The following is a 21,861-nucleotide window of genomic DNA, read 5'->3' on the forward strand; positions in this document are numbered from 1 at the left end:
CACAGACGACAAGAAAGCTTTATAAAACTAAATGGAATCTGCGGTTGCTTTTTAGGTCAGAATTGAATCGTCTCTGATGTTGCACACAGATTTTTCATTGCATAATCGAGCCTTTTTGTTGTCTTTTCCTTTCCCAGAAGTTCCATAGTTTCAAAAATGCCAGCGCTCACACTCTTTCCTGTAATGGCCACTCTCATGGGTTGTGCAAGCTTGGAAAATCCGACACCAAGCTTTTCGGTCAAATTACGCAGAGAGTCCTCGATATTTTTTTTGTCAAAATTATCAATTGGAGAAACAGCGGCATACACCTCTCTCAACAACTCTCCTACTCCTTCTCTCTTAAGGAATTTCGTTACGGCAGCCTGATCGTACTCGATTGTGTCGGTAAAAAAGAATCTTGTCTGATTCAGGAAATCCTGAAAGGTTTTGAACCGGTCGTGATACAGTTCCACCAGATCGAACAACCATCCCTCGGCGATCTTTGCCATATCAATCCCAGCCTTTTCAAAAAACCTTTTCGTTTCGGGCGCTAACCGTTCTACCGGGGTGTTTTTGATATATTGACCGTTCATCCAATCGAGCTTCGTGTTGTTAAACTGTGCGCTCGTCTTATTTGCGCGTTTCAAGGTAAATTTCTCTATCATTTCCGGAATCGATAAAATTTCCACATCATTTCCCGGCGACCATCCCAGGAGTGCAAGAAAATTTACCAGGGCGTGCGGCAAATAGCCCTTATCCCGATATTCTGTGACAGAAGTTGCCCCATGGCGCTTACTTAATCTTGACCCGTCTTCCCCAAGGATCATAGGGATATGGGCAAATTCCGGAGTTTTAAATCCAAAAGCCTTGTAAAGGGCGATCTGCTTTGGTGTATTCGATATATGATCGTCTCCCCGGATAATATGGGTAATCCCCATCTCAGCATCATCCACAACACAGGCAAAATTGTAGGTGGGAAAGCCATCGGCCTTGAGTATGACAAAGTCCTCAATGAGGGAGGTATCAAAGGTAATGATGCCGTGGATAAGGTCATTAATCTCCGTCATTCCATCCAGCATCTTAAAACGTATCGCTTTGCGTCCTTCGGCATCGGTATCATAAAAAGCCTTTCCCTCTGCCACCAATTTCTCCGCATATTGCTTGTACGCAGGGAGCCGTTGGCTTTGAAAATAGGGGCCTTCGTCCCAGTCTAACCCCAGCCACTTCATACTATCGAGGATGGCTTGTGTGGCCTCTTCGGTAGAACGTTGCTGATCGGTATCTTCAATACGTAAGAGAAAAACACCCTTATTATGGCGTGCAAAAAGCCAGTTAAAAAGGGCTGTCCGTGCCCCGCCGATATGGAGGTAGCCCGTGGGGCTGGGCGCAAAACGAACCTTGACGTGAGAGCTCAAACCTTCTTCCTTAACGATAAATTCTGTGAAATTTAGAAAAGAGTATGATAACGAATCCGGAATAAAAGTGTCAAGCGATTTATTGGTATGTAATAGAAGGTTAAGCAGGAACTGATTGAGGATTTTTTCAACATGTTTTTAAAAAAGGATTTCGAATTACCAATCTCCTGCAAGAATCGTGTCGCAAGGAAGAGGACGATCAGAAACGTACCATTGAAAATCTGCCGAATTGCGCCGTCCCCCGGGAGATAGAAGCGATAAAACTTGCGTTCAGCCATAAAGAGCGTCTCAGAGTATTGGGCGGATTGTCAGAATCGCTGAAACTCCGGTAAATTATCCGCTTTGGTATTCATAGCTCCTAACCAACATCCCGAAACTCATATTCATCATTACTGAACTGTGTGGTATTAAAAGATACTTCCAGGGTTTTCCTCCGTTGTGAATGGTATAATCAGTAGCATGCCTGCAATATTCTAAGGCCGCTTGCGCCTTCTCCTGCACGTTAGATGTTTCAATATCACCTTCTTTTTTGGTCTCCACCAGGTAAATAGCATCTTTTGTTTCTACGACAAAATCAGGATTGTATTGTCTCGAATTGTTTTTCCAGTAGATGTGGAATTGATTCGATGCGGGTCTTAGCCATTTCAGAACTGCCCCGTCCTGCTCTAAAATGGCGGCAAAATCTTTTTCTGTCTTGGAATCAAATTTATACAGATTATGGCATGCCTTTCTGAATCCACGAAATACCTTATTGGGAATGGCATTGGTTGGAGTGATTGTCTCGGTAAAATGATGAATACTGTCTTTCGTGTACTTCGAAAAATTGTGTTCTTCTATCCTTGTAAAGGGTTTTACTATCGGTTTTTCATAGCTTGGCGCTTCACAGTAAAAATGCTGCATTAACTGAGAATAGATATATCCTGCAATTTCTCTCTTGTTGTATTGAACGACGTTCATCAGTTTATCGTTATCAAGGTACGTCCTGAATTTCTCAATTGCCTGATTTGCTATTTTGAATAACAAATCAGACTGGACATCATAGTCTATTTCCGGAAAATTCATGAGTTCGTTAACAATAATATTTTCCGGACTGTCATGTATACCCCTGCCCTTCCCGCTGATAATATCTATGCTATTTTCCTGCTCACGAAGTTTTTTTATCAAAATTTCTTCCGATACCGGTTGGTAATTCAGATTTTTCGTATCCAGGTCAAAATCCTTAAAGCCCGACCGTACTTCATTACTTTGCTGAATAGTAATCCTTGGAATTTCGATAATGTTCTGCACAAAATCATGTACCACTGATTCATAAGCTTCTTCAACTTCCTTTATCATTTCTGCGGCAAATAAATTTTTCTGAGGAGTACTGTAAATCTTTTGTTTTATTCTTTCTACCGCTATTTGTTTAATTTCAGCCCTTGACAATTCATTGACGTTTGTCACCGCATTATTGAGTTCCGGAAGCGTTGAAAGGATCGTCTTTCTGATCTCTAAATCAATTTGTGCTCTTTGCTTCTGTTCAGGTTCAGCGATAAGCTCAATCTTTTTTCGTTCTTCCTCTAATTTCTGTTCAATATTTGAAACGGAAGTAATTACCTCTTTTTGCCCGGAAGTTTCTTGCGGGTCAATTTCGATAATATTTTGTCTCCTGATGATAGAATCGGGCTGATTTGCCGCATCAATGATTTCCTGAAATTTATCGTGGGCCACAACGGTAAGCTTATCTACTTTATCAGCGCCCGTTCTCTTTCCATACGGCAAACGCAAACCCCTGCCGATAGTCTGTTCCCTCAAGGTCATAGACGTAGCCGTTCTTAAGGGAATGATCGTATAGAGATTGGTTACATCCCAGCCTTCTTTCAGCATATTTACATGAATTACGATTTCTGTTTTATTGTCAGGGTTTTCTAACGAAATGAGCTTTTCGATATTTTCCTCTTTTTCTTCCCCTGACTGGTTCGAATGGATCTCCATTACCTTATCGGCATAATTGCCATTAAAGAAGGCGTTTGAAATGATCAACTGCTTTAATTTACCCGCATGCGTTGTATCCTGGGAAACGATCAGCACAAAGGGCTTGACCGGTTTTACCTTATTATCCCGCGCATAAATATCCAAGGCCACTTTCGTGTCTTCGTGGATACGAATGCCGTCTTCCAGCTTTATCCTGTCCAGTTCATCGGCAGAATAATGGGATGGGTCAAAGTCTTTGCGAGTCGCCACTGCCGGCTCTTTCACAAAACCGTCCTGAATAGCCTTAGCTAATGAATATTCATACACAACATTTTTAAACTTAACAGCTCCCCCGCTTCGCTCTACCTGGGGAGTTGCCGTAAGTTCTAATCCTAAAATCGGGTTTAATTCATTAATAACCTGCATCCCCCTGTCTGCACGGTAGTGGTGGGATTCATCCATCAGCAAAACAAGGTCGTCGAGGTTTGAAAGATAGTTAAAATAAGAATCGCCTATATATTCTGAAAGCCTTTTAATGCGGGGAAGTTTGCCGCTTCTTGTTTCTGCATTTATTTTGGATATGTTAAAGATATTGATATGAATATCAGATACGAACATTTTTGTCTGATGAATTTCGTTGTAGTTATCGCCGGTAATAATGCGGGGCTGGTTATGGACGAACTCTCCAATCCCCTGAAACACATATTTCGGGCAGTTCGGATTGGAAAAGTCCTCAATGAGTTTGTTATAAATGGTAATATTTGGCGCTAGCACAAAATAGTGCCTCATCCCCTTTGAAAGATACAAATACGCAATAAACGCACCCATTAAACGCGTCTTTCCCACACCGGTAGCCAAAGCAAAACAGAGAGAAGGGAAGTTTCTTTCAAAATCCGTGCAGGTAGGGTAACTGGTTTTTACCTTTTCAAGTTCTTGTTGAAGGAAAGAACCCACCCCTAAATCCCCTCCCAAGAGGGGACTTTTAAGCTCCCCTCTCGAGACTTCGTCGTGAGCACTCTGTCGAACGAGGGGGTTGGGGGTGTGTTTCTTTAACGTTAACTTGTCTGTAAGCTCTGCCAGTATATTCAGGCTGTCTGCCTGCGGCTGGCGAAGGCTTAAACGATTTTTAATTGCAGCGGCTATACGGTTCATTTAGTTATTACCCTCATTATTACCCTTTTTTAGAGGTATTACCCTTTTTCTTCCACAATGCACCCGGACCACGCCCCACACATTCAACTTCACCGGATTTTTGCATAGTTTTAAGCACTATTCTTATCATATCCCGGCTTACAGCGGGACATTTTTTCTCTATATCCGCAACAGTAAAGTCACTCCCTATAGCATGAATAGCATGATGCACCATCTCTGTTTTAGAACCTCGCGGGTTTACAGTAGCGCTGGCTCTCTCTTCAAACTCCTTATATGCAATTTTAAGAATGAAGAACACAAAATTAAGGTACGGCCATGGATCGTGTTTGCCCTCATGCCAGCCTTTAGAACTTTCTTCAAGGGTTTCATAGTACCGCTGTTTATTCTCTTCTATTATGCGCTCAAGGCTAATATACCTGCCAACATCATACCCAAGATGATAACACTGCAAAAGCATAAGCAGGCGTGAAACCCTTCCATTTCCGTCACGGAATGGATGTATACATAAAAAATCCAGATTGAACGCTGCCAGTGCAATTAAAGGATGTGTCCAGCGCTCCCGAATGCAATCTTCCCATGACTTTACTAACAGCTTCATATACCCCGGGGTTTTGTTCGCTGTAACCGTATTAAAACGGATACGCGTTCTCCCATTAGAGTACCGTTCTATGATGTCGCTGTCTCTGCTTTTATAATTTCCTGCATCGCCTATGCCGGCTCTCGTTAACCTGTGAAGTTCACAAATTGTTTCCTCCGACACCCTGAGAGAACGGGACTGTGTATGGATAAGTTCAAGCGCCTTACGATAGCCACGCACCTCTTCTTCGTCTCTGTCCCGTAAATGCGCCTCGCCAAATACCACTTCCCTTACCCTTGCAGGGTCAATATTGACTCCTTCAATCCTGTTGGATGACACTGCGCTTTCAATAATGGCATGCTCTTTCAATGCCTTCAATTTCTGCGGTGACTGCCGCTCGTAAAGTTTTTGCTTGCCAAGACACTCTCCAAGATCGGCAAGATGCCATGCTGTAATCTGTGGGATAAATTGCGCTGCTGATTCAAAGATTTGAAGGGTTTTCATGGTAAATATCTCCACAAAAGCACCTCGGACAAAGTGCCACTTTTTCTTAAACAACGTGCAACTTCTTTTAACTTTGAATTATATGACAAAATGAATTTTCGTTTCATTCGAATAGTTTTCTCTGTTTATGATGAACTTAGGGTTTTTTAGACCTTTTCCCTTTACCGGACTTACCCAACCTTGCATCCTCTTCAATATTACCCTGAGCACTGGTACGCACACAGTCAATATGGATATTACCCGCCTTTGCATTCCCTCCGGTATTACCCACCCCTAAATCCCCTCCCGAGAGGGGATTTTCTGTATTCCACTCATGGAAGAGATCGGGAGCGAATTTCTTCCCCTCTTGGGAGGGGCAAGGGGTGGGTTCGTCTTTGTGCTTTCGAATCCAATCCTCAATAACCCACAAAACACCTTGAATATTCTCCTTTATATCTGAATCATAAAACCGCAGGAATCTCACACCAAGAGATTCCAATCTTGATTGCCGTGCTCCATCTTCTTCGCCCTTGTTTTCATGACTGACACCATCAATTTCAATTGCTAACATCAGTTCATTACAGAAAAAATCTACAATAAAATTATCAATAGGTTTTTGACGATCAAAATCATATCCCAGAACTTTCTTTCCTTTTAAATATCTCCATAAAAGCACCTCGGACAAAGTACCGCTTTTTCTCAAGCGTCGTGCAACTTCTTTTAACTTTGGGTTATATGGTAAAATGACTTTTCTTTTCATTCGAATAGTTTTCTCTGTTTATTATGGCTTCTGGAGTTATTATCTTTTTGAGGCTTTTTTCCTTTGCCTGATTTATCCACCCCTGCATCCCCTCCGGTATTACCCACCCCTAAATCCCCTCCCAAGAGGGGACTTTCTGTATTCCCCGACAGAGGTGAGTTCTCTGTGTTGCTATTTCCCTCCTGGGAGGGGTTCTTCTTCAAATTCCCCTCCTGGGAGGTCTCTTTTTTTAAATTCCCCTCTTGGGAGGGGTCAGGGGTGGGTTCAGGCAAATTGACAATATTCAGACTATAATCTTCTTTCCCAAATTCACATCTTCCAAGCAACATCTTGGGAATCTTTTTTATGGTGATATTGGTATAACGATTTTCGCAAGCCTCCTGGAAGGATTTACAACAAATCAGGAGGCTTTCGTCCGGTTTCATCTCCTCGCGAATTTTATCTAAGAACTGCACCGTGACAAACTGCGTAGTGATAAAGATATAATCCTTTTCCGTTGAACGGCCTTGCTTCCAGTAAATATGCTCATCCGGACAGTATCTAAAGCCTTCGTGTTTTGCCATAGCTGCGGCAAGCATATCGGCATTATAACGTTCGTCAATAATCCAGTTGTCATGTTTGTCCTTTTTCAACAGACTTGGGGCTAAGTAGTAATACTTGAAACCACCGCCGCCAACCCACCCCTGTTTCCCCTCCGAGGAGGGGACTTTTTTATTCCCCTCTTGGGAGGGGCTAGGGGTGGGTTCGTTCCTCACTTGAGAGGAGCCTGGGGTGTGTACAATCTTTGATATGCCGCCCTGATCCGTGCCGTCAACCACCTTTCTCAGTCGAGGCAGGCAGTGGGTATGACAATGCTCGCCAAGTTCAATACCAATCCAACGGCGGTTCATTTTGTGAGCAACTGCTGCGGTGGTACCGGAACCAAGAAAGGAGTCAAGGACGATATCGCCGGGGTTACTAAAGTGTGACAAGATACGATGAATTAATATTTCAGGCTTTTTTCCACCCCTGAAGTCAACTGACCCTTCCGTTCGGCAGTTTCCAAAACTACCAGCAAGGTCATAAAAGTTCTCTATTGGGGTTGTTTGTTTTAGTTCGGGGTTTTCAAGTTGTGATTTTGGTACACCTTGATAGTATTTCCCTTTAGTCGCTCCAGTTCGTTGTGGTCCAGTAAAATATCGATAACCAAAACTATCATCACCTATTCCATAAACTTTATACAAAACTCCTAACCCATCTTGCTCAACTCTACCGGAAAAATAATCTCTAAAAAACCTACCAGATGAATTCCCATCTAAAATAGTTCCGGTCGCCCATATTTCTTTTAAGCCTAAAGCAGAACCTTCTTTCTGAACTATCCTATACTCTCCCTTTTTGAAAATAAAAACTTTTTTCCCTCCAAGCGTTGTCTCAGTTCCAGCTCCTAATTCCTCAACGTAAAAATTGAATTTATCAAAAGAGCCTTGCTTTTCATTCAAATTTGGTTTTGCACCATACTTCTTCCTGTAAACATGGATTTGTTCAATCTCTTTATGATAATCCATATCTTGTTTAAGAGTTTTTTCTGGATACCTGACTTGGATATAAAGTGTAGTTAGATAGTTGCTTCTTTCAAATATTTCATCCATAAGAACTTTTAGATAATGTCCTTCTGAGTCGTCAATATGACAACATATTAATCCATCTGGACTTAGTAGGTTTTTAAGAACAACCAATCTATCACGCATTAAAGAAAGCCATATTGAATGCTCCAGCCCGTCATCATAGTGTTCAAAGGCATTACCTGTGTTATATGGCGGATCAATATAGATGCATTTGATTTTTCCGGCAAAGTCCTGCTCAAGGGCTTTGAGGGCAAGGAGATTGTCACCATAAATAAGCATGTTTTCACTATTTTTATCCCCATAAGACTTTTCAGGGTCTTCAATCAATATGCGCGGCTCCAGCTTTGGCTGGTTATCCTTGCCTATCCATGTTAGTTCAAGTCTTTGGGGTTTGTTGGTCATAATCCTTTACTGTACGACCTTCTATTTTCCCTGTAGGAAAATAAATTTTATCTAACTGCTTGTGAAATAAGAACTTCTTTTTTATTTATTTTTATCAATGGTAAATAAATACCTGAATCTTGCATAAGTGCAGGATTCAGGATACACATGATTTTCAATCGATCGGAATCCGTCGCCAACTTTGGGTATTCCGATCAAGCCTATGCGAACATTTTTATCATCTGCTTCAATTAAGTCAGGCGGCCAGATACCTGGAAGCAGAGATGAAATTTTTTTTATGGTATGCCCAATCTCATCGAATAGTTCAAGATTTTTTTCTATACTAAAAACCCTGTCAAATCCCTTGCTTTGTAATCTTACCCTGCAGGTTCTTTTTTGCACTACGGCTACCATAATCAACTCACAATCATATAACCTTCCACCTGACCATAAACAGTTCTATTGTTTCCATTTTCTGTTTCAACCGCACCTCAATTTCTTCAATGAGTTGCTCTTTTTTGTTATCTACCTCATCCTGTGCCTGGTATAGGCTCAGACGTAAGGTATTTCGTTTCTTTTCCATTTCTTTTATCTGCCGGTGAGTATTTACCTTTTCCTCCAGATTCAGGATTTTTTTTGTTTCCGTTTTGCGACATTTTATCTCTTTATCTAATTCTTTCAATTCAATTTCCATACTGCTTTTCACATCTTCTGCCCACGTGTCTAATTTTTCCATCTCGGTATCAAAGTAACCTGCATTGCGTTCTGCATTCATCTGCAGGATTTCGGCTTGCTGTCTTTGGGCTATTTGAGTCATATGACTCATGACATGATAATATGACCCGAACTCTCCTTCCATATTACCAACCCCTGAGTCTCCTTCGATATTACCCACCCCTAAATCCCCTCCCAAGAGGGGACTTTTGCGCTCCCCTCCCGAGAGAAAACTCTTATGCTCCACTCTCGAGCCTTCGTCGTGAGCACTCAGTCGAACGAGGGGATTGGAGGTATGTTTATTCCCCTCGTGAAGTATTCCCGTCTTATTCCCCTCTTGAGATATTCCCGTCTTATTCCCCTCTTGGGAGGGGCAAGGGGTGGGTTTATTTTCCGGAAAAGGACTTATTGTTGCAGGCAGTGAAAACAGCCTTCTGCATTGCTCCGCATCCATTTCTAAATCTTCATCAGTAATCCCACAGAGTAGGACATGATCTTCGGTTTCAAACGAATGAATAGTCAGGTTGATTACTGATAAATAACCAGATTTTCCAACAAATGACTCAAGTATGGAAATTTTCGTGGATGAATCTGAATAATTGAAAATCAGTCCGCTTAGGCTGTTTATCGGGGCTTCATCTTGAAAAGATTTGCACCGTTCAATAATACGCTGCGCTAAGGGGTGTCCGATTCTGTAAATATTGACGTCGCCGATGCTCCTTCCAAGCTTGTAAGGGCCTGGATGTATCTTTTCGCCTGCAAATGGATTTTTCCGCAAGGTAAACGAGTATTCGTTTGTTACAAAATCCGCATAAGAGGCAAGGTAGTATTTGGTAATCTGCCATAACCAGTTTTCATACCGTGTCAGGTATTCCCTGCTTTCACGCAGGCTTACCTTTAATTTTTCGTGCACTTCTTCATCAAAATTTTCCAGAAGCTTTTGTCTGGCAGTTTTCAGGCGATCTTCGATGTGTTCCTCTAATTCCTTTTGCAACTGGTCAAAAGAAAACTGTATCCCCTCCGGAGTCCTGCAATCCTGGTAAATCTGCGCAATGCGTTTTTCAAAATCAACCCCGGATTCGATGCTTCCCAATACCTCGTCGCTTGCGCCAAAGACACCGCTGAAAAGCCTGAATTTTTCGTCCAATATCTGATAAACCCTCTGGTCTGCCGCATTGTTTTTATTTAAAAAATTTACTACAATCACGTCAAACTTCTGTCCATAGCGATGGCATCTCCCAATCCTTTGCTCGATACGCTGCGGGTTCCATGGCAGGTCGTAATTTACCACCAAGGAACAAAATTGCAGGTTGATACCTTCGGCTGCCGCCTCGGTCGCTATCATAATTACCGCCTCGTCTTTAAAGTGATCAACTATTGCGGCGCGTAAATTTGCTGTCTTTGAATTTGTTATCGCATCGGTGTCATTATGCTTTTCCAGCCAACGCTGATAAATCTCACGGGATTCTGAGTCGTTGTTAGATCCGTTGAACAAGACTATTTTCCCTTTAAATTCTGTATTTTCGAGGATGTTTTTCAGATATTCCTGCGTTCTTGTTGACTCGGTGAAGATGATAGCCTTCTTGCTGCCGCCCAGGCGTTCGGTTTCCGCAAAGCCTTTTTTGAGCGCGGTCAGCAGGACGTTACCCTTTGAGTTTCGGGCAATAGACTTTGCAAGGCGTTCAAATTCCCTGAGATCGTAAATTTCTTGCTGCATGTTCCTGATTTCTTCAGGAGAATATTGCTTCCCCTGTTCATCGGGAAGTGACTGCGGTTCTTCTTCGTCTTCCAGCCATTCGTCCTTTAATTCGCCAAAGGTTTCAAAGTTCTGCGCTATTGACCTTTCTACTTCTCCGTCTAATTGTTTCTGCCTTTTCACAATATTCTCAAGCTTATCTGCCAGGGCTTCCAGTGTACCCGATATTGCAAAAGTAGATGATGCCAGTAATTTTCTCAGAATCAGAGTCATCAGTTGCCGCTGACCCGGCGGAAGCGCAAAAAGGTCTTCTCTTTGCAAATAGGCTGAGACCAGATCATAGAGTTTCTGTTCATCAGATGATGGAATAAATTCCTGTGTTATTGCTATTCTATTTGTGTATTTCACATATTCCAGTACCTGGTGGCGAAGTGTTCTTATACAGATAGGCTTTAATCGTTCTTTCAGACTATAAAAATTGTTCTCATCGGATAACCTGGAAAACTGGCTCTTAAAACTCTTTAAATCACCAAAGGTATAATCATCAATGACACTCACGAGGCCATAGAGTTCTAAGAGAGAATTCTGAAGTGGTGTCGCCGTTAGGAGGATTTTTGGGGCATGGGCGACGGCATTTTTGACGGCATTGGCAATCTTGTTTTGCGGTTTGTAAACATTTCTCAAACGGTGGGCTTCATCAATAACCACTAAATCCCAGTTAATATTTCTGATATAGGCATCTTTTGACCTGGCAAAATGGTACGAGCAAATAATTATTTCGGTCTGGTTAAAGGGATTCAGATTCCCTTTTTTAATTCCCTGATTAAAAGAAGATGTCTCCAATATGAGTGACGAAAGGAAAAATTTATCCAGTAATTCCTGATTCCATTGCTGACGCAGGTTTGATGGCACAATGACCAGAATTTTTCTTTTTCTTTCAGCCCATTTTTGAGAGATAACAAGACCTGCTTCGATGGTTTTCCCCAGACCAACCTCATCTGCCAATATAGCGCCTTTAGAAAGCGGGGAATGGAAGGCGAACAAAGCGGCCTCAACCTGATGAGGATTTAAATCTACCCGGGCATCTAAAAGAGAGGAAGCTAGCTTTTGCACGCTATCCGATGGATTGCGTTTTGTGAGTTCAAATGCAAAATATTTTGCATGATACGGCGTTATTTGCATTGATTGACAGTATACATAAATATCATTACTTTGTTAAAAAACGTTTATGAAAAAATATTTTTAAGCCATAAGTGGAATTCGATTCAACTTACTACAAATCAATGCCTTGTGACTTGTTTTGTGCTTGTCTTATTCCTTTTGCTCCTGCTATCAATTGCACGCGTGAATTTTTCAATCAACCAATAACAGGAGCAAAGGATTTGAGTATTTTTTCTGCAAACATTCCTCTGTTAAATACGTTTCTGAAAAATTTGCCTCTTGCTTTAGCTCAAAACAGTCGGCTATCTTTACCCTCGTCATCTATGCCTTGTTCAAAGACTACATATTCCCATAAAAAAGGTGCTTTTACAGAGTAACACTTGAGCATATGAATTACTCTTATTGCTGCGGTATGCATTAAGTTGCAGGGTTATGAGACACAAGACTTTTTAGCTCTGGCTTTTTTTGGCACTTGCTCTGGTCTTGTAAAATTATGAGTCCCTATCCTGTAACCTAATAAACACATCAATTTTTATCTTAATCTCTTCCGCTTCATCCTTACCCAAAATAAGTTCAGCAAAATTTGTGGCAATATCTGCAGCCTGGTCCGAGGAAATACCCTTAACTTTTGAAATCCTCCACATACCATCTTCTATTATCAGTGTGCACTCCCCACTCCTCTCTTTCATAGGCAATCCACCACGGGCTAAAAGCGACTTGATTTCTTCCGGATTCTGTGTAATCCTCAGAGTTTCCTCCATGTCAGGAATCATGGAGTGAATTTTTATCTGGCAGGTGCTATCGCTTAAAGAAGTGCTTGTAATCTCCTGCCGTGCAGCATTATGGGCAAGATCAATAATTTCAGTAAGCCTTAATGGAGTTATCTTTTTAATATACTGTATGAGTTTCAGCCAATGGATAATTGTGGTATCCGACCCAGAGATGAAAGAATAAGCCCTTTCATAATCGTTGTTTCGTACTGCTTCGAGGTATTTCTCAACGATTGTCCCTGGCGAGTCCTGGGCACGGCTTAGCCCTGTAAAAACAATTACACTAATGAAGGCCGTTAAAACTGTTTTCTTCATAGTTACACTCCTTACAAAAATTATAAAAGGTGTTTCGATTCGATTTTACCATGAACTGTATCATAATTTCTTAGACATTCAACCAAAAAGCGGGTAAAAATGCATCTATATACATTATACATTTGAGGAGTTGTTGAGTGATGTCGTTTTCGTTGCAAACGTTGCGTATCTCCGTTCGAGGAGAAAAAGATTAAAATGATTCAACCGCAACCTGTTCTTACTTATGAGAAAAGCGAACCCTTGCTATTTATAAAGCGCCTTGAGATATGCAAACAAACGTGTTTCCCATAAAACCCCATGATTGCTTAAAATCCTCGCAGGAAATCCGGCGGTGGTATGATGAGAACTATCATTTACTTTCCCGGGCCGGTTTGTGGTTGAAGGGGGAGGAACCCAATACCATGGAGCCAGCCTTGTTTTATCAGGCAGAGCTACGGTTCCTGGTTTGCAGGCTGTCAACATATCGTGATGTATCGGTTTCAATTTCTCATCCTTTGGTAGCTCAGATTGCTCAGGAGGTCGAAGGAGTCTTTACCGACTTCGCCTTCCTGCCCCCTCCCAAAGATCTCGGGATAATGACGGCTGCCCACATACCTCTTTGGAGTGGTACAACCACGAAAGAACCTCCGTGCGCGTTTGATGTGCTTGGTATTAGCAATTCCTTTGTCCTGGAATTACTGAACTTGCCAAAACTACTTCATTTTTCAGGTATTCCACTCTTCAAAAACGAACGCATGATGCACCAGGACATTCCATTTATTGTGCTTGGGGGGGCAAGTTCGGCAGTTACCTCGGTATTACATGGTCCGATAAAAGAACAGGGTTTTGGAGATCATTACGGACTTGTAGATGCCGTATTTATTGGAGAAGGGGAGTATTCTATAAAACAATTTCTGGAGATTGTAAAAAAGGGGAAATCTGCCGGTCTCAGAAAAGCTGATATTTTACGTGCGTGTCATGGAAAGGTCGATGGATTCTATGAACCGGACAAATACGAACATCGGTATGAGATGACTATACAGAGCCGGCCGGAGATGTGGGTGGGAACTGGAAAAACTCAAGGCGGTTTGATAGAGATTTCGCCAAAAGAACCGTATGTGTCATATCCGGTAAAGAGCGCTACGGTGTATGACCTTGATCCGGTGAGAACCCTGGAGTCTGGTCCTATATGGTATGAAACCGAAAGCATTGGTACGGGAAGTCTGCAAATCAGCAATGGATGCCCGTGCTTCTGCTCTTTCTGCGCAGAAAGCTGGGAGAAAAAGCCATACCGTGAACGGTCCTTATCAAAGCTTTTGGAAGCGCTGAAAGCAGCAAAAGCGCAGCAAGGGCTTGATACGGTAAACCTCTTCAGTTTTAATTTTAATACCCATACAGAGTTGTACCCCATGATCTTGTCTTTTTATCGGGAAATGGGCAGCGTCAGCCTGAAAAGTCAGCGATTTGATTTGCTGTCTGCGGACCGCTTCCTTGTCGAGGTGCAGCAGATAATCGGAAAGACGACGGTTAGCTGCGGAATGGAAGGTATTAGTGAACGATTACGTCGTTACCTGCACAAGAATCTTACCGAAGAACAGATCTATAAAGCCTGCGAATTCCTCTTTGAGAAGGGCATCCGGGAACTGAAAATATTTTTGATCTGCACGGGGTTGGAACAATCAGAGGATTTTAGCGAATTTGCAAGATTTGCGAAACGGCTGGATGATTTGAAAAGGATGATGGATAGTAACGTACGCATGATTTTTAGCCTGACACCGCTCTATTATCCACCGCATACCCCCTTGCAATTTCACGAGTGCTTAACGGCTATTGAAGACAAAAAGAAAATCGGCAGGGAAGTTGAGCGTATATGCAAATTTCATGGTATGGAATTCCGGGAAAGCGCTTCCTATGAGGAAATATGGTTGACACAGTTACTGGCGATGGGAGACAGACGGCTAACTCCCGCTCTTATTCGTTCATCAATTACGGAAGGGTTTGTGTATTACCATGCCGTATCCAAGGAGTTACTCAGGAATTGGCGTATCTATTTGACAGACCTGGGATTGTCCGAAGAAAACTATTTCTGTGCAAAGGGAAAAGAATACGTCTTTCCCTGGGACGATATCGATCCAGGTATCTCAAAAAAATTTTTGTGGGAAGAATATGGGTGTTCAATTCATTTTGACGAACGTGAATATTGCCTGGGTCGTCCGCGCATCGAGGCACAATGCCTGGGGTGCGGGGCATGTCCAACGCCTGCACATATAAGGAAACTTATCCATCACACGGTCAACCAGCCATTTCTCAAAGAAGAAATTCTCAGGATTGCAGAGAGAAAGCGTAACAAGCTTGTTTTGCGGGTTGTTGTGGAGATTGAGTCCTCCCTGCGACTGGTCCCGAAACGATTTGTTGGTGTGGCTGCTGCGCGTGCTCTTATGCTCGCTATACCAGAAGTCATACCCTATTATCAATCATCATCTGCGCATGTACGGGATTTTGCCGAAGAAGCAGCCTTTGCTGATTTTACTCATGGCATTAATGTTTATCACCTGGTGTTTCTATCGGAGGACAAGTCAAAAGATCTGCTGAACAATGAATTCCTTTCTCTGCGGGTCAACCATATACAGAAATATTGCCGGGGATTCAGGATTAAGGAATTCGTTTCAGATTCCGGTGATATGCCGGATGTGCATGGCATCCTTTACAAGATATGTTTCGCTAAAGAATTCACGGAGTCTTTCCTCCGGCAAAAATTGGGAGAATATCTGCACGCAAATTATGTCAGGCATACCCTGTTAAAGAGGGGCGGGCAGACGGTATTCAAGGTGGATACAAAACACAAGAAGAATGCAGTTGTTTTTTATGCAAGCATTTGCAAGGCCAGCCAAAGGGAAGAACCGGTTGCGGAATTTACTCTTTTCATGATGGTATCAAAACGCTTTCATATGCAGGAATTCCTGAAGGCCTGTTACGGTTTTGAGAGAAGGAAAGAAATCGTCTGTACGCAGATAGAGACCCTGGGATATTATAGAAAAAATCAGCATGGTGCACGCTGTGCGGTGTGTAATGAATCCATTTCTGAAAGATTGCTCTTTGGCCAACCATTTGGCGAAAATCAATGCCTTGTGTGTAGCATAGATAGGGGAAAGATATCCTGCTGAAGTATATATTTGATTTTTTTAACGTGAAATCCCATTTATGAATGGCCATGCACGGGGATGTCTTGCAATCAAGTTGAATAAGTTGTAAATCAATAAAAGTATGGTATTATGATAATAGTCGAAATATTCCAACTAAAAACGGAGTGGGGTCATTCTTCGAAACACTTGGTTCTTATCCACTATATTTTGCAGATGAAAGAAAAATTGCGATTGTTATTACAGTGAATAAAGCTGTTACGGTACGTAATATACACAAGGCAAAATTTCTGGGTAAAGAAACAGAAATAATCGGAGAGGCCATAAAGAAAATAAAAGGTAAGGTGTGTCAAAGCCATAATCGGGTGGATGGGGCATATCATTATTATGCCTATCAATGACCAACATCCGAAAATTTTTAAATCCCATCTTGAAAGGAGCGGCAATGAAAGTGTCTGTTTATGATACGCACGTTGTAAAGAAAAATGGCATGAAGATGCATTTTGATATTATTGTACCGGAAGACCAATCTCATGAAAAGGCTATTCAATACGGTCTCGAATACCTAAAAAGTGTGGGACAAGAGGGGCAACCGCTCACAACAAAAGAATGTCGCTTCTGTCACATGGAAGAGGCGCCAAAAAATGTTGAAAAAGCCATTACAGAAAAAGGTTACTTCATCTATGAAATGGAAGGGTGCAATTGAGAAACAGTCTTTCTGATCTTAATGCGAGGTAAGCATGGAATTCAAAAATCTGACAGATACAATTGCAGTACCTGTTATAGGCCTTGGAACATGGACTATTGGCGGAGGAGATTTGGCAGACACGACACATGACAACGAAGACGTTTCTGCTATTGAAACGGCAATCAAACTTGGCATAACACATATTGACACTGCTGAAGCATATGCCCAGGGTCATACAGAAGAATTGATTGGGCGAGCAATCAGGGGTTATGACAGGAAGAGTCTGTTTATCACTTCGAAGGTTTCGCCGGAACATTTAGGCTACGACAATTTAATTGCTTCAGCGAAGGGAAGCCTGCAGAGGCTACATACGGATTATATTGATTTATATCTGATTCATGCGCCAAACCCGGACATCCCAATGCAGGAAACCATGAAGGCAATGGATTTTTTGATAGAGCAAAAACTGATTAGATGTATGGGGGTAAGTAATTTTGCGGTTGAGCAAATAAAAGAAGCGCAGAAATATACGAAAAACAAAATTGCCGCAAATCAAATTCAATATAATCTGCTTGTAAGAAACAAGGGTAGAGTAACGAATGATATGGAATCAAAAATAATTCCTTATTGTCAGGAAAACAATATTCTCATTATTGCCTGGAGACCTCTTGCAAAGGGCGAACTCGCAAAACCCGGGTTTAAAATTGTAGATGACCTTGCAAAAAATTACAACAAGTCGCAGTCTCAAATTGCGATAAATTGGTTAATTTCTAAAAAGGGAATTGTTGTCATAACGAAATCAACAAAGATTGAACACCTTAAACAAAATTTAGGCGCCATCGGCTGGAGATTAAGACAGGAAGATATTGACAGACTAAACAATGAATTTGTTGATTCTGGGACGTAAACGATTTGTAATTTTGGTAACATTTTAGATTTTTAAAAAAATTCCCGTAATGTTGTGATTGTCATACACGGCAATGGCAATTCATAAAAATTGCCACTGCAGATTGCACAAAAGCATTTCCAGAAAAGCTAAAGCAATGTCAATTTTGATTGTTTTCCGAAAGAAGAATAAAAGAATTTAGACAAGGCTCGGTGAAATCTTGAAAACAGGGAACGGTTAAATGATTATTATTGTTCTAAAATAGAGCTAGGTTTTTTATTATGTGAATTGAAAGGAGGTTTTCAATTTACCATGTTTAAAATAAAACGTATTTACGAAAAACCAGATGAAGACGACGGGCTAAGAGTGCTGATTGATCATCTATGGCCGCGTGGCCTTAAAAAAGAAGATGCCAAAATCGACCACTGGATGAAAGAAATAGCACCCAGTGATAATCTCCGCAAATGGTTTGGCCATAAAGAAGAGCACTGGCAGGAGTTTAAAAGTCGTTATAAGAAAGAGTTGAAAGATAAAAACGAACTTTTGAAACAATTGATAGATTTAGGGAAAAACAGAAAGGTTACTTTGTTGTATGCTGCAAAAGATGAAGAAAGAAACAATGCACAAGTGCTTTTAGAGATATTAAAAAAGAAGTGATTTGGGATTATCCATATCTAAAGAAAATTGGTTTTTAATAATTTTACTCTTTTTAGCAAATCTTTTGAAAAATGGCTCACAGGGATGGGAGAATTAAGCGTATGTGCAACAAAACAAACTCGCTAAAGATTTATCGGCTGTTTTTATTCCTGGGACTGTTAGTTTTAGGCGACATATGCGCGAAAGCTAGTGGATTCTACAAAGAGGGACATGTATTGGCTGAAAAGTTTTCCTATATACTGGAGAAAGCCATTGAAAAACAATACCCGCTCGATGTAAGACCAAGCCCGATTGTGACGGCTGCGAATAAAATGTGTGTAGAATGCCATGAGACCCTGGCGCCCGCACTGGTAATGGAATGGAAGCAATCGTCTCATGCCCAAAAAGGGGTGGGATGCGTTGATTGTCACAAGGCCAACGCTGGAGAAATAGATGCCTGGCAGCATATGGGAGCCCTGATTTCGACATTGGTTACACCAAAAGACTGCTCAAGTTGTCACATGACTGAGTATAAAGAATTTTCAAGAAGTCATCATGCAAAAGCCGGCGAAATCCTTGATAGTCTTGACAATATACTTGCCGATAAAGTTATTGGTCTCCCCGGTAATAATGCAGATAATGTTATCGGTTGTTTACAATGCCATGGAAGCATTATAAAATTTATGCGCGCTGATACGGGGCAAATATTGCGGGAAGAAGGGAAGCCAATAATTGACCCTAATACATGGCCAAACAGTGGAATAGGCCGGTTAAACCCTGATGGTTCAAAAGGTTCGTGTCATGCATGTCACTCGAGACATTCCTTTGAGGCAAAATTGTCCAGAGCGCCTGAAAATTGTGGTAAATGTCACATGGGGCCTGACCATCCTCAGATGGAGATTTATCGCGAATCCAAGCATGGGATTGCGTATACCGCCAATATTAACCGCATGGCGCTGGATAAAGAAGGTGAATGGGTGTTAGGAAGAGATTACACTGCTGCTCCGACGTGTACTACTTGCCATATCAGCAGTTATATGACATCAGAAGGGCAACATACAGCAAACAATCATGATGTTGGAGAGCGAATTAGTTGGACATTACGACCCGTTGTCAGCACGAAGATAAATTTAGTGATATACGACGATGGTTTTAAGGAAGACTATCCTGAAGCAAGAAAATTGCCGGAGATTGGTGAAGAAGTTCTGGTGACTGAAAAAATCGTGCAGGAGGAAAAGTTGGTCGACAAGGTCGTTTCAAAACGTGTTGCTAAAATTGTGACTTGGCAAGAACGGCGTGAAAAAATGAAAGGGGTATGTAAAAATTGCCATAATCAAACTCACGTTAATAATTTTTATCAACAATATGACAACCTTGTAAAACTCTACGACGAAAAGTTTGCAAAGCCTGCGCAGGCAATGATGAATTCGTTGGAAGAAGACGGAGTTGTTAATCCAAAGGCCCCATTTGAACAAGAAGTACAATGGGTTTTCTGGGAATTATGGCATCATGAAGGCAGAAGAGCGAGACACGGGGCAAGCATGATGGGTCCGGATTACACACACTGGCATGGCATGTATGAGGTAGCAAAGCACTATTATATGAAATTTTTGCCGGCGGTAATTACCGCCGCTGCAAAAAAGAATGATTTGTTGAAGGCAAAATACGAGCAAAAAATTGAGGAGTTGTTGAACCAGAAAGAACATTTGTGGATGAAAGGGCTTTCTGAAGAAGAAATCAATGCCTTAACGTCTACATATAAATACCGCTATCATGAATAGACAGATTGTCGCTACCGTTGAAGAAAGAATTCACAAATGAATTTGGAGGCATTGAGAAATATATGAGCTGGACGTGTCCCTATCAGATAGATAATGAATGTATCAGGTTGAGGAAGTTGTGCCAACCTTTGCAGAAGGGTTGTGTGGTGGATGAAAAAGTTACTTTTATTGATACGCAGTTGGATTTCCAAAATAAAAAGAATTTGAGAAGGGAGGATGATCGGAATGGTAAAATTAGATCCAATCGCCGAATTCAGGGAAGATCACAGGAAAGTCAGGGACGGATTGCTTGAATTAATGGGGGCATTACAATCAAAAGATGTTGTTAAGGCAAGAAAAATACTTGATACGATAAATGTGCTTGTCGGTCCACATTTCAGATACGAAGAAGAGGTGCTTTATCCAACATTGCGGGTATTTTTAGGTGAATATGTCGATCAATTACTCACAGAGCACGATGGCGTAATAGCCACTGCACGTTCTTGTGCTGAGTTGTTAAAGAAAGATTGTCTGACGGATGAAGAGGCAAAGCTGGCTGTTTCTGCGGCAAGAGCGCTGCTGATTCATGTTTCAAACTGCGACGGTCTGTCAATACTTTCCGAAAGATTGAGCAAAAATGAAGTAGATGCTTTAAGCGAGAAACTTGCCACCGCAAGAAAGGCGGGCGTATCCTTGTTAGATTGGGCAGAAACTATAAGGAAAAAATAGAAGTGGAAACTGACACGAAGGGTTTGTCTATAATTTTTCATAGCGGTTCTTATGACCGCGTCTTTCACGGTTTTTCTCTTGTACTGGTAGCATTGGCTTTGGGCAGAGATACAAAATGTTTCTTTACGTATTGGTCGTTGCCATATTTGATAAAAGGAAAATCTGAATTCCAGCTTGATGTAGAGGGTCAGTCTCATAAGAAACTTCTGGAAGATCATATGAAAAAAGGACACATGCAGGAAATATCAAAACTCCTATTGGAAGCAAAAACGCTGGGGGCAAAGTTTTATGTTTGTACCAATTCTATGGGCTTGCTAAATATAGCCCGGGACGAACTTGTAAATGAGGTTGATAAGAGTATGGGACTAACCACATTTCTTGTGGAAGCTAGCCAGGACCAACTTCTGTTTATTTAATTTTGCTTCTGAAAGAAATAGAGATCAACGGTTGAGTGGATAATACCGTCGTGTATATATGTATCGTTTTGAATGGAGGCGGAGGTTCTTATGAAAGATCGAATTAAAATTAGCGATAAGGTTATATCATCGAGTCAGCCATCCGAAGAAGAAATAAAAAAACTACCGCAACAGGGATTTAAGTCGGTGGTTAATCTCCGCGCTACCGGGGAAGATGAACAGCCTCTTTCTCCGAAAGACGAGGGAGATTTAGTTCAAAAACTGGGAATGAAATACCTGCATATTCCGGTGTCGATGAAAGAAGGAATTAAGCCGGAACTGGTCGATCAATTTCGTAGAGAAATAGAGCTTCTCCCGGCGCCGGTATTAGTTCATTGCCATACGGGAAAACGTGCTGGGGCTTTTACGATGATGTATTCGGCGTTAAAAGAGGAACTTACGGGTGAGGAGGCGCTACAGAAGGCCATGTCGATAGGTTTTTCGTGTGATGTGCCGCAGTTAAAAGCATTCTTTATAAACTACATTGACCTGCATAAGAAAGTTGATTAGTCGCACGGTAGCCCCACGCAGAGGCACTGAACTCCCTGTATCAAAATTCCGAAGATACGACGAATGGCATCGCCAGATGTCGTGGCCATAATGTATACCCAAGAGGCTTACACTGTGT

16 protein-coding genes are annotated in these 21,861 nt (G+C 41.6%); 8 read left to right on the forward strand and 8 right to left on the reverse strand.

Translation table 11 applies throughout. The features are described from left to right. Positions 1-56: 56 nt before the first annotated feature. From gltX to BIY37_RS01350, 8 genes are all read right to left on the reverse strand, one after another. Complete coding sequence (gene gltX, locus BIY37_RS01315; protein WP_070066041.1) at positions 57-1,394, reverse strand: glutamate--tRNA ligase; 1,338 nt, start codon at positions 1,392-1,394, stop codon at positions 57-59. A gap of 333 nt (positions 1,395-1,727) precedes the next feature. Further along, the gene (locus BIY37_RS01320; RefSeq protein WP_080324765.1) at positions 1,728-4,499 is read right to left on the reverse strand and encodes a DEAD/DEAH box helicase family protein; all 2,772 of its coding nucleotides are present in this window, start codon (positions 4,497-4,499) and stop codon (positions 1,728-1,730) included. A 19-nt stretch (positions 4,500-4,518) separates the two neighbouring features. Then, positions 4,519-5,580, reverse strand: coding sequence for a Fic family protein (locus tag BIY37_RS01325; protein ID WP_070066064.1), 1,062 nt, complete (start codon positions 5,578-5,580; stop codon positions 4,519-4,521). A 136-nt stretch (positions 5,581-5,716) separates the two neighbouring features. Continuing rightward, entirely contained in the window at positions 5,717-6,319 is a 603-nt protein-coding gene (locus BIY37_RS01330) for an endonuclease domain-containing protein (protein WP_070066042.1), read from the reverse strand. Further along, positions 6,316-8,325, reverse strand: a complete 2,010-nt coding sequence (locus BIY37_RS01335; RefSeq protein ID WP_143299118.1) for a site-specific DNA-methyltransferase — start codon at positions 8,323-8,325, stop codon at positions 6,316-6,318. Before BIY37_RS01335 ends, BIY37_RS01330 begins: the two co-directional genes overlap by 4 nt. Before the next feature lie 81 nt (positions 8,326-8,406). Next, positions 8,407-8,718 (reverse strand): hypothetical protein, encoded by a 312-nt coding sequence (locus tag BIY37_RS01340; protein ID WP_070066043.1) that lies wholly within the window; start codon positions 8,716-8,718, stop codon positions 8,407-8,409. Positions 8,719-8,731: 13 nt separating this feature from the next. Next, positions 8,732-11,896, reverse strand: coding sequence for an SNF2-related protein (locus BIY37_RS01345; protein ID WP_070066044.1), 3,165 nt, complete (start codon positions 11,894-11,896; stop codon positions 8,732-8,734). Between the two features lie 470 nt (positions 11,897-12,366). After that, positions 12,367-12,960: a hypothetical protein gene (locus BIY37_RS01350; protein WP_070066045.1), complete on the reverse strand. Its 594-nt coding sequence runs from the start codon at positions 12,958-12,960 to the stop codon at positions 12,367-12,369. Between the two features lie 266 nt (positions 12,961-13,226). Between BIY37_RS01350 and BIY37_RS01355 the strand changes: the two genes are divergently transcribed. The 8 genes from BIY37_RS01355 to BIY37_RS01395 all read left to right on the forward strand — a co-directional run bounded on the left by BIY37_RS01355 (position 13,227) and on the right by BIY37_RS01395 (position 21,743). Next, entirely contained in the window at positions 13,227-16,103 is a 2,877-nt protein-coding gene (locus BIY37_RS01355; protein ID WP_070066046.1) for a B12-binding domain-containing radical SAM protein, read from the forward strand. A 421-nt stretch (positions 16,104-16,524) separates the two neighbouring features. Next, entirely contained in the window at positions 16,525-16,785 is a 261-nt protein-coding gene (locus BIY37_RS01365; RefSeq protein ID WP_070066065.1) for a DUF2024 family protein, read from the forward strand. A gap of 34 nt (positions 16,786-16,819) precedes the next feature. Beyond that, the gene (locus BIY37_RS01370; protein ID WP_070066048.1) at positions 16,820-17,674 is read left to right on the forward strand and encodes an aldo/keto reductase; all 855 of its coding nucleotides are present in this window, start codon (positions 16,820-16,822) and stop codon (positions 17,672-17,674) included. Positions 17,675-17,965: 291 nt separating this feature from the next. Continuing rightward, positions 17,966-18,310 (forward strand): DUF488 domain-containing protein, encoded by a 345-nt coding sequence (locus BIY37_RS01375; RefSeq protein ID WP_070066049.1) that lies wholly within the window; start codon positions 17,966-17,968, stop codon positions 18,308-18,310. A gap of 101 nt (positions 18,311-18,411) precedes the next feature. Then, positions 18,412-20,070 (forward strand): multiheme c-type cytochrome, encoded by a 1,659-nt coding sequence (locus BIY37_RS01380; protein ID WP_070066050.1) that lies wholly within the window; start codon positions 18,412-18,414, stop codon positions 20,068-20,070. Positions 20,071-20,295: 225 nt separating this feature from the next. Further along, positions 20,296-20,778 carry a hemerythrin domain-containing protein gene (locus tag BIY37_RS01385; protein WP_230402402.1) on the forward strand — a complete coding sequence of 161 codons (483 nt, stop codon included), beginning with the start codon at positions 20,296-20,298 and terminating at the stop codon, positions 20,776-20,778. Positions 20,779-20,780: 2 nt separating this feature from the next. Then, positions 20,781-21,194: a DsrE/DsrF/DrsH-like family protein gene (locus BIY37_RS01390; protein ID WP_070066052.1), complete on the forward strand. Its 414-nt coding sequence runs from the start codon at positions 20,781-20,783 to the stop codon at positions 21,192-21,194. Positions 21,195-21,284: 90 nt separating this feature from the next. Next, positions 21,285-21,743 carry a protein tyrosine phosphatase family protein gene (locus tag BIY37_RS01395; protein ID WP_070066053.1) on the forward strand — a complete coding sequence of 153 codons (459 nt, stop codon included), beginning with the start codon at positions 21,285-21,287 and terminating at the stop codon, positions 21,741-21,743. Positions 21,744-21,861: the final 118 nt, after the last annotated feature.

It is taken from the genome of Candidatus Brocadia sapporoensis (genome assembly GCF_001753675.2).
In the GTDB taxonomy this organism is placed as follows: Bacteria; Planctomycetota; Brocadiia; order Brocadiales; family Brocadiaceae; genus Brocadia; species Brocadia sapporoensis.

What these genes read in the sequence shown, in the direction of transcription:
- BIY37_RS01335 (WP_143299118.1), bottom strand. Translation starts at nt 8,325, where the DNA reads ATGACCAACAAACCCCAAAGACTTGAACTAACATGGATAGGCAAGGAT.
- BIY37_RS01320 (WP_080324765.1), bottom strand. Translation starts at nt 4,499, where the DNA reads ATGAACCGTATAGCCGCTGCAATTAAAAATCGTTTAAGCCTTCGCCAG.
- BIY37_RS01375 (WP_070066049.1), top strand. Translation starts at nt 17,966, where the DNA reads ATGTTTAAAATAAAACGTATTTACGAAAAACCAGATGAAGACGACGGG.
- BIY37_RS01325 (WP_070066064.1), bottom strand. Translation starts at nt 5,580, where the DNA reads ATGAAAACCCTTCAAATCTTTGAATCAGCAGCGCAATTTATCCCACAG.
- BIY37_RS01385 (WP_230402402.1), top strand. Translation starts at nt 20,296, where the DNA reads ATGGTAAAATTAGATCCAATCGCCGAATTCAGGGAAGATCACAGGAAA.
- BIY37_RS01380 (WP_070066050.1), top strand. Translation starts at nt 18,412, where the DNA reads ATGTGCAACAAAACAAACTCGCTAAAGATTTATCGGCTGTTTTTATTC.
- BIY37_RS01330 (WP_070066042.1), bottom strand. Translation starts at nt 6,319, where the DNA reads ATGAAAAGAAAAGTCATTTTACCATATAACCCAAAGTTAAAAGAAGTT.
- BIY37_RS01350 (WP_070066045.1), bottom strand. Translation starts at nt 12,960, where the DNA reads ATGAAGAAAACAGTTTTAACGGCCTTCATTAGTGTAATTGTTTTTACA.
- BIY37_RS01355 (WP_070066046.1), top strand. Translation starts at nt 13,227, where the DNA reads ATGCAAACAAACGTGTTTCCCATAAAACCCCATGATTGCTTAAAATCC.
- BIY37_RS01370 (WP_070066048.1), top strand. Translation starts at nt 16,820, where the DNA reads ATGGAATTCAAAAATCTGACAGATACAATTGCAGTACCTGTTATAGGC.
- BIY37_RS01395 (WP_070066053.1), top strand. Translation starts at nt 21,285, where the DNA reads ATGAAAGATCGAATTAAAATTAGCGATAAGGTTATATCATCGAGTCAG.
- BIY37_RS01345 (WP_070066044.1), bottom strand. Translation starts at nt 11,896, where the DNA reads ATGCAAATAACGCCGTATCATGCAAAATATTTTGCATTTGAACTCACA.
- BIY37_RS01365 (WP_070066065.1), top strand. Translation starts at nt 16,525, where the DNA reads ATGAAAGTGTCTGTTTATGATACGCACGTTGTAAAGAAAAATGGCATG.
- BIY37_RS01340 (WP_070066043.1), bottom strand. Translation starts at nt 8,718, where the DNA reads ATGGTAGCCGTAGTGCAAAAAAGAACCTGCAGGGTAAGATTACAAAGC.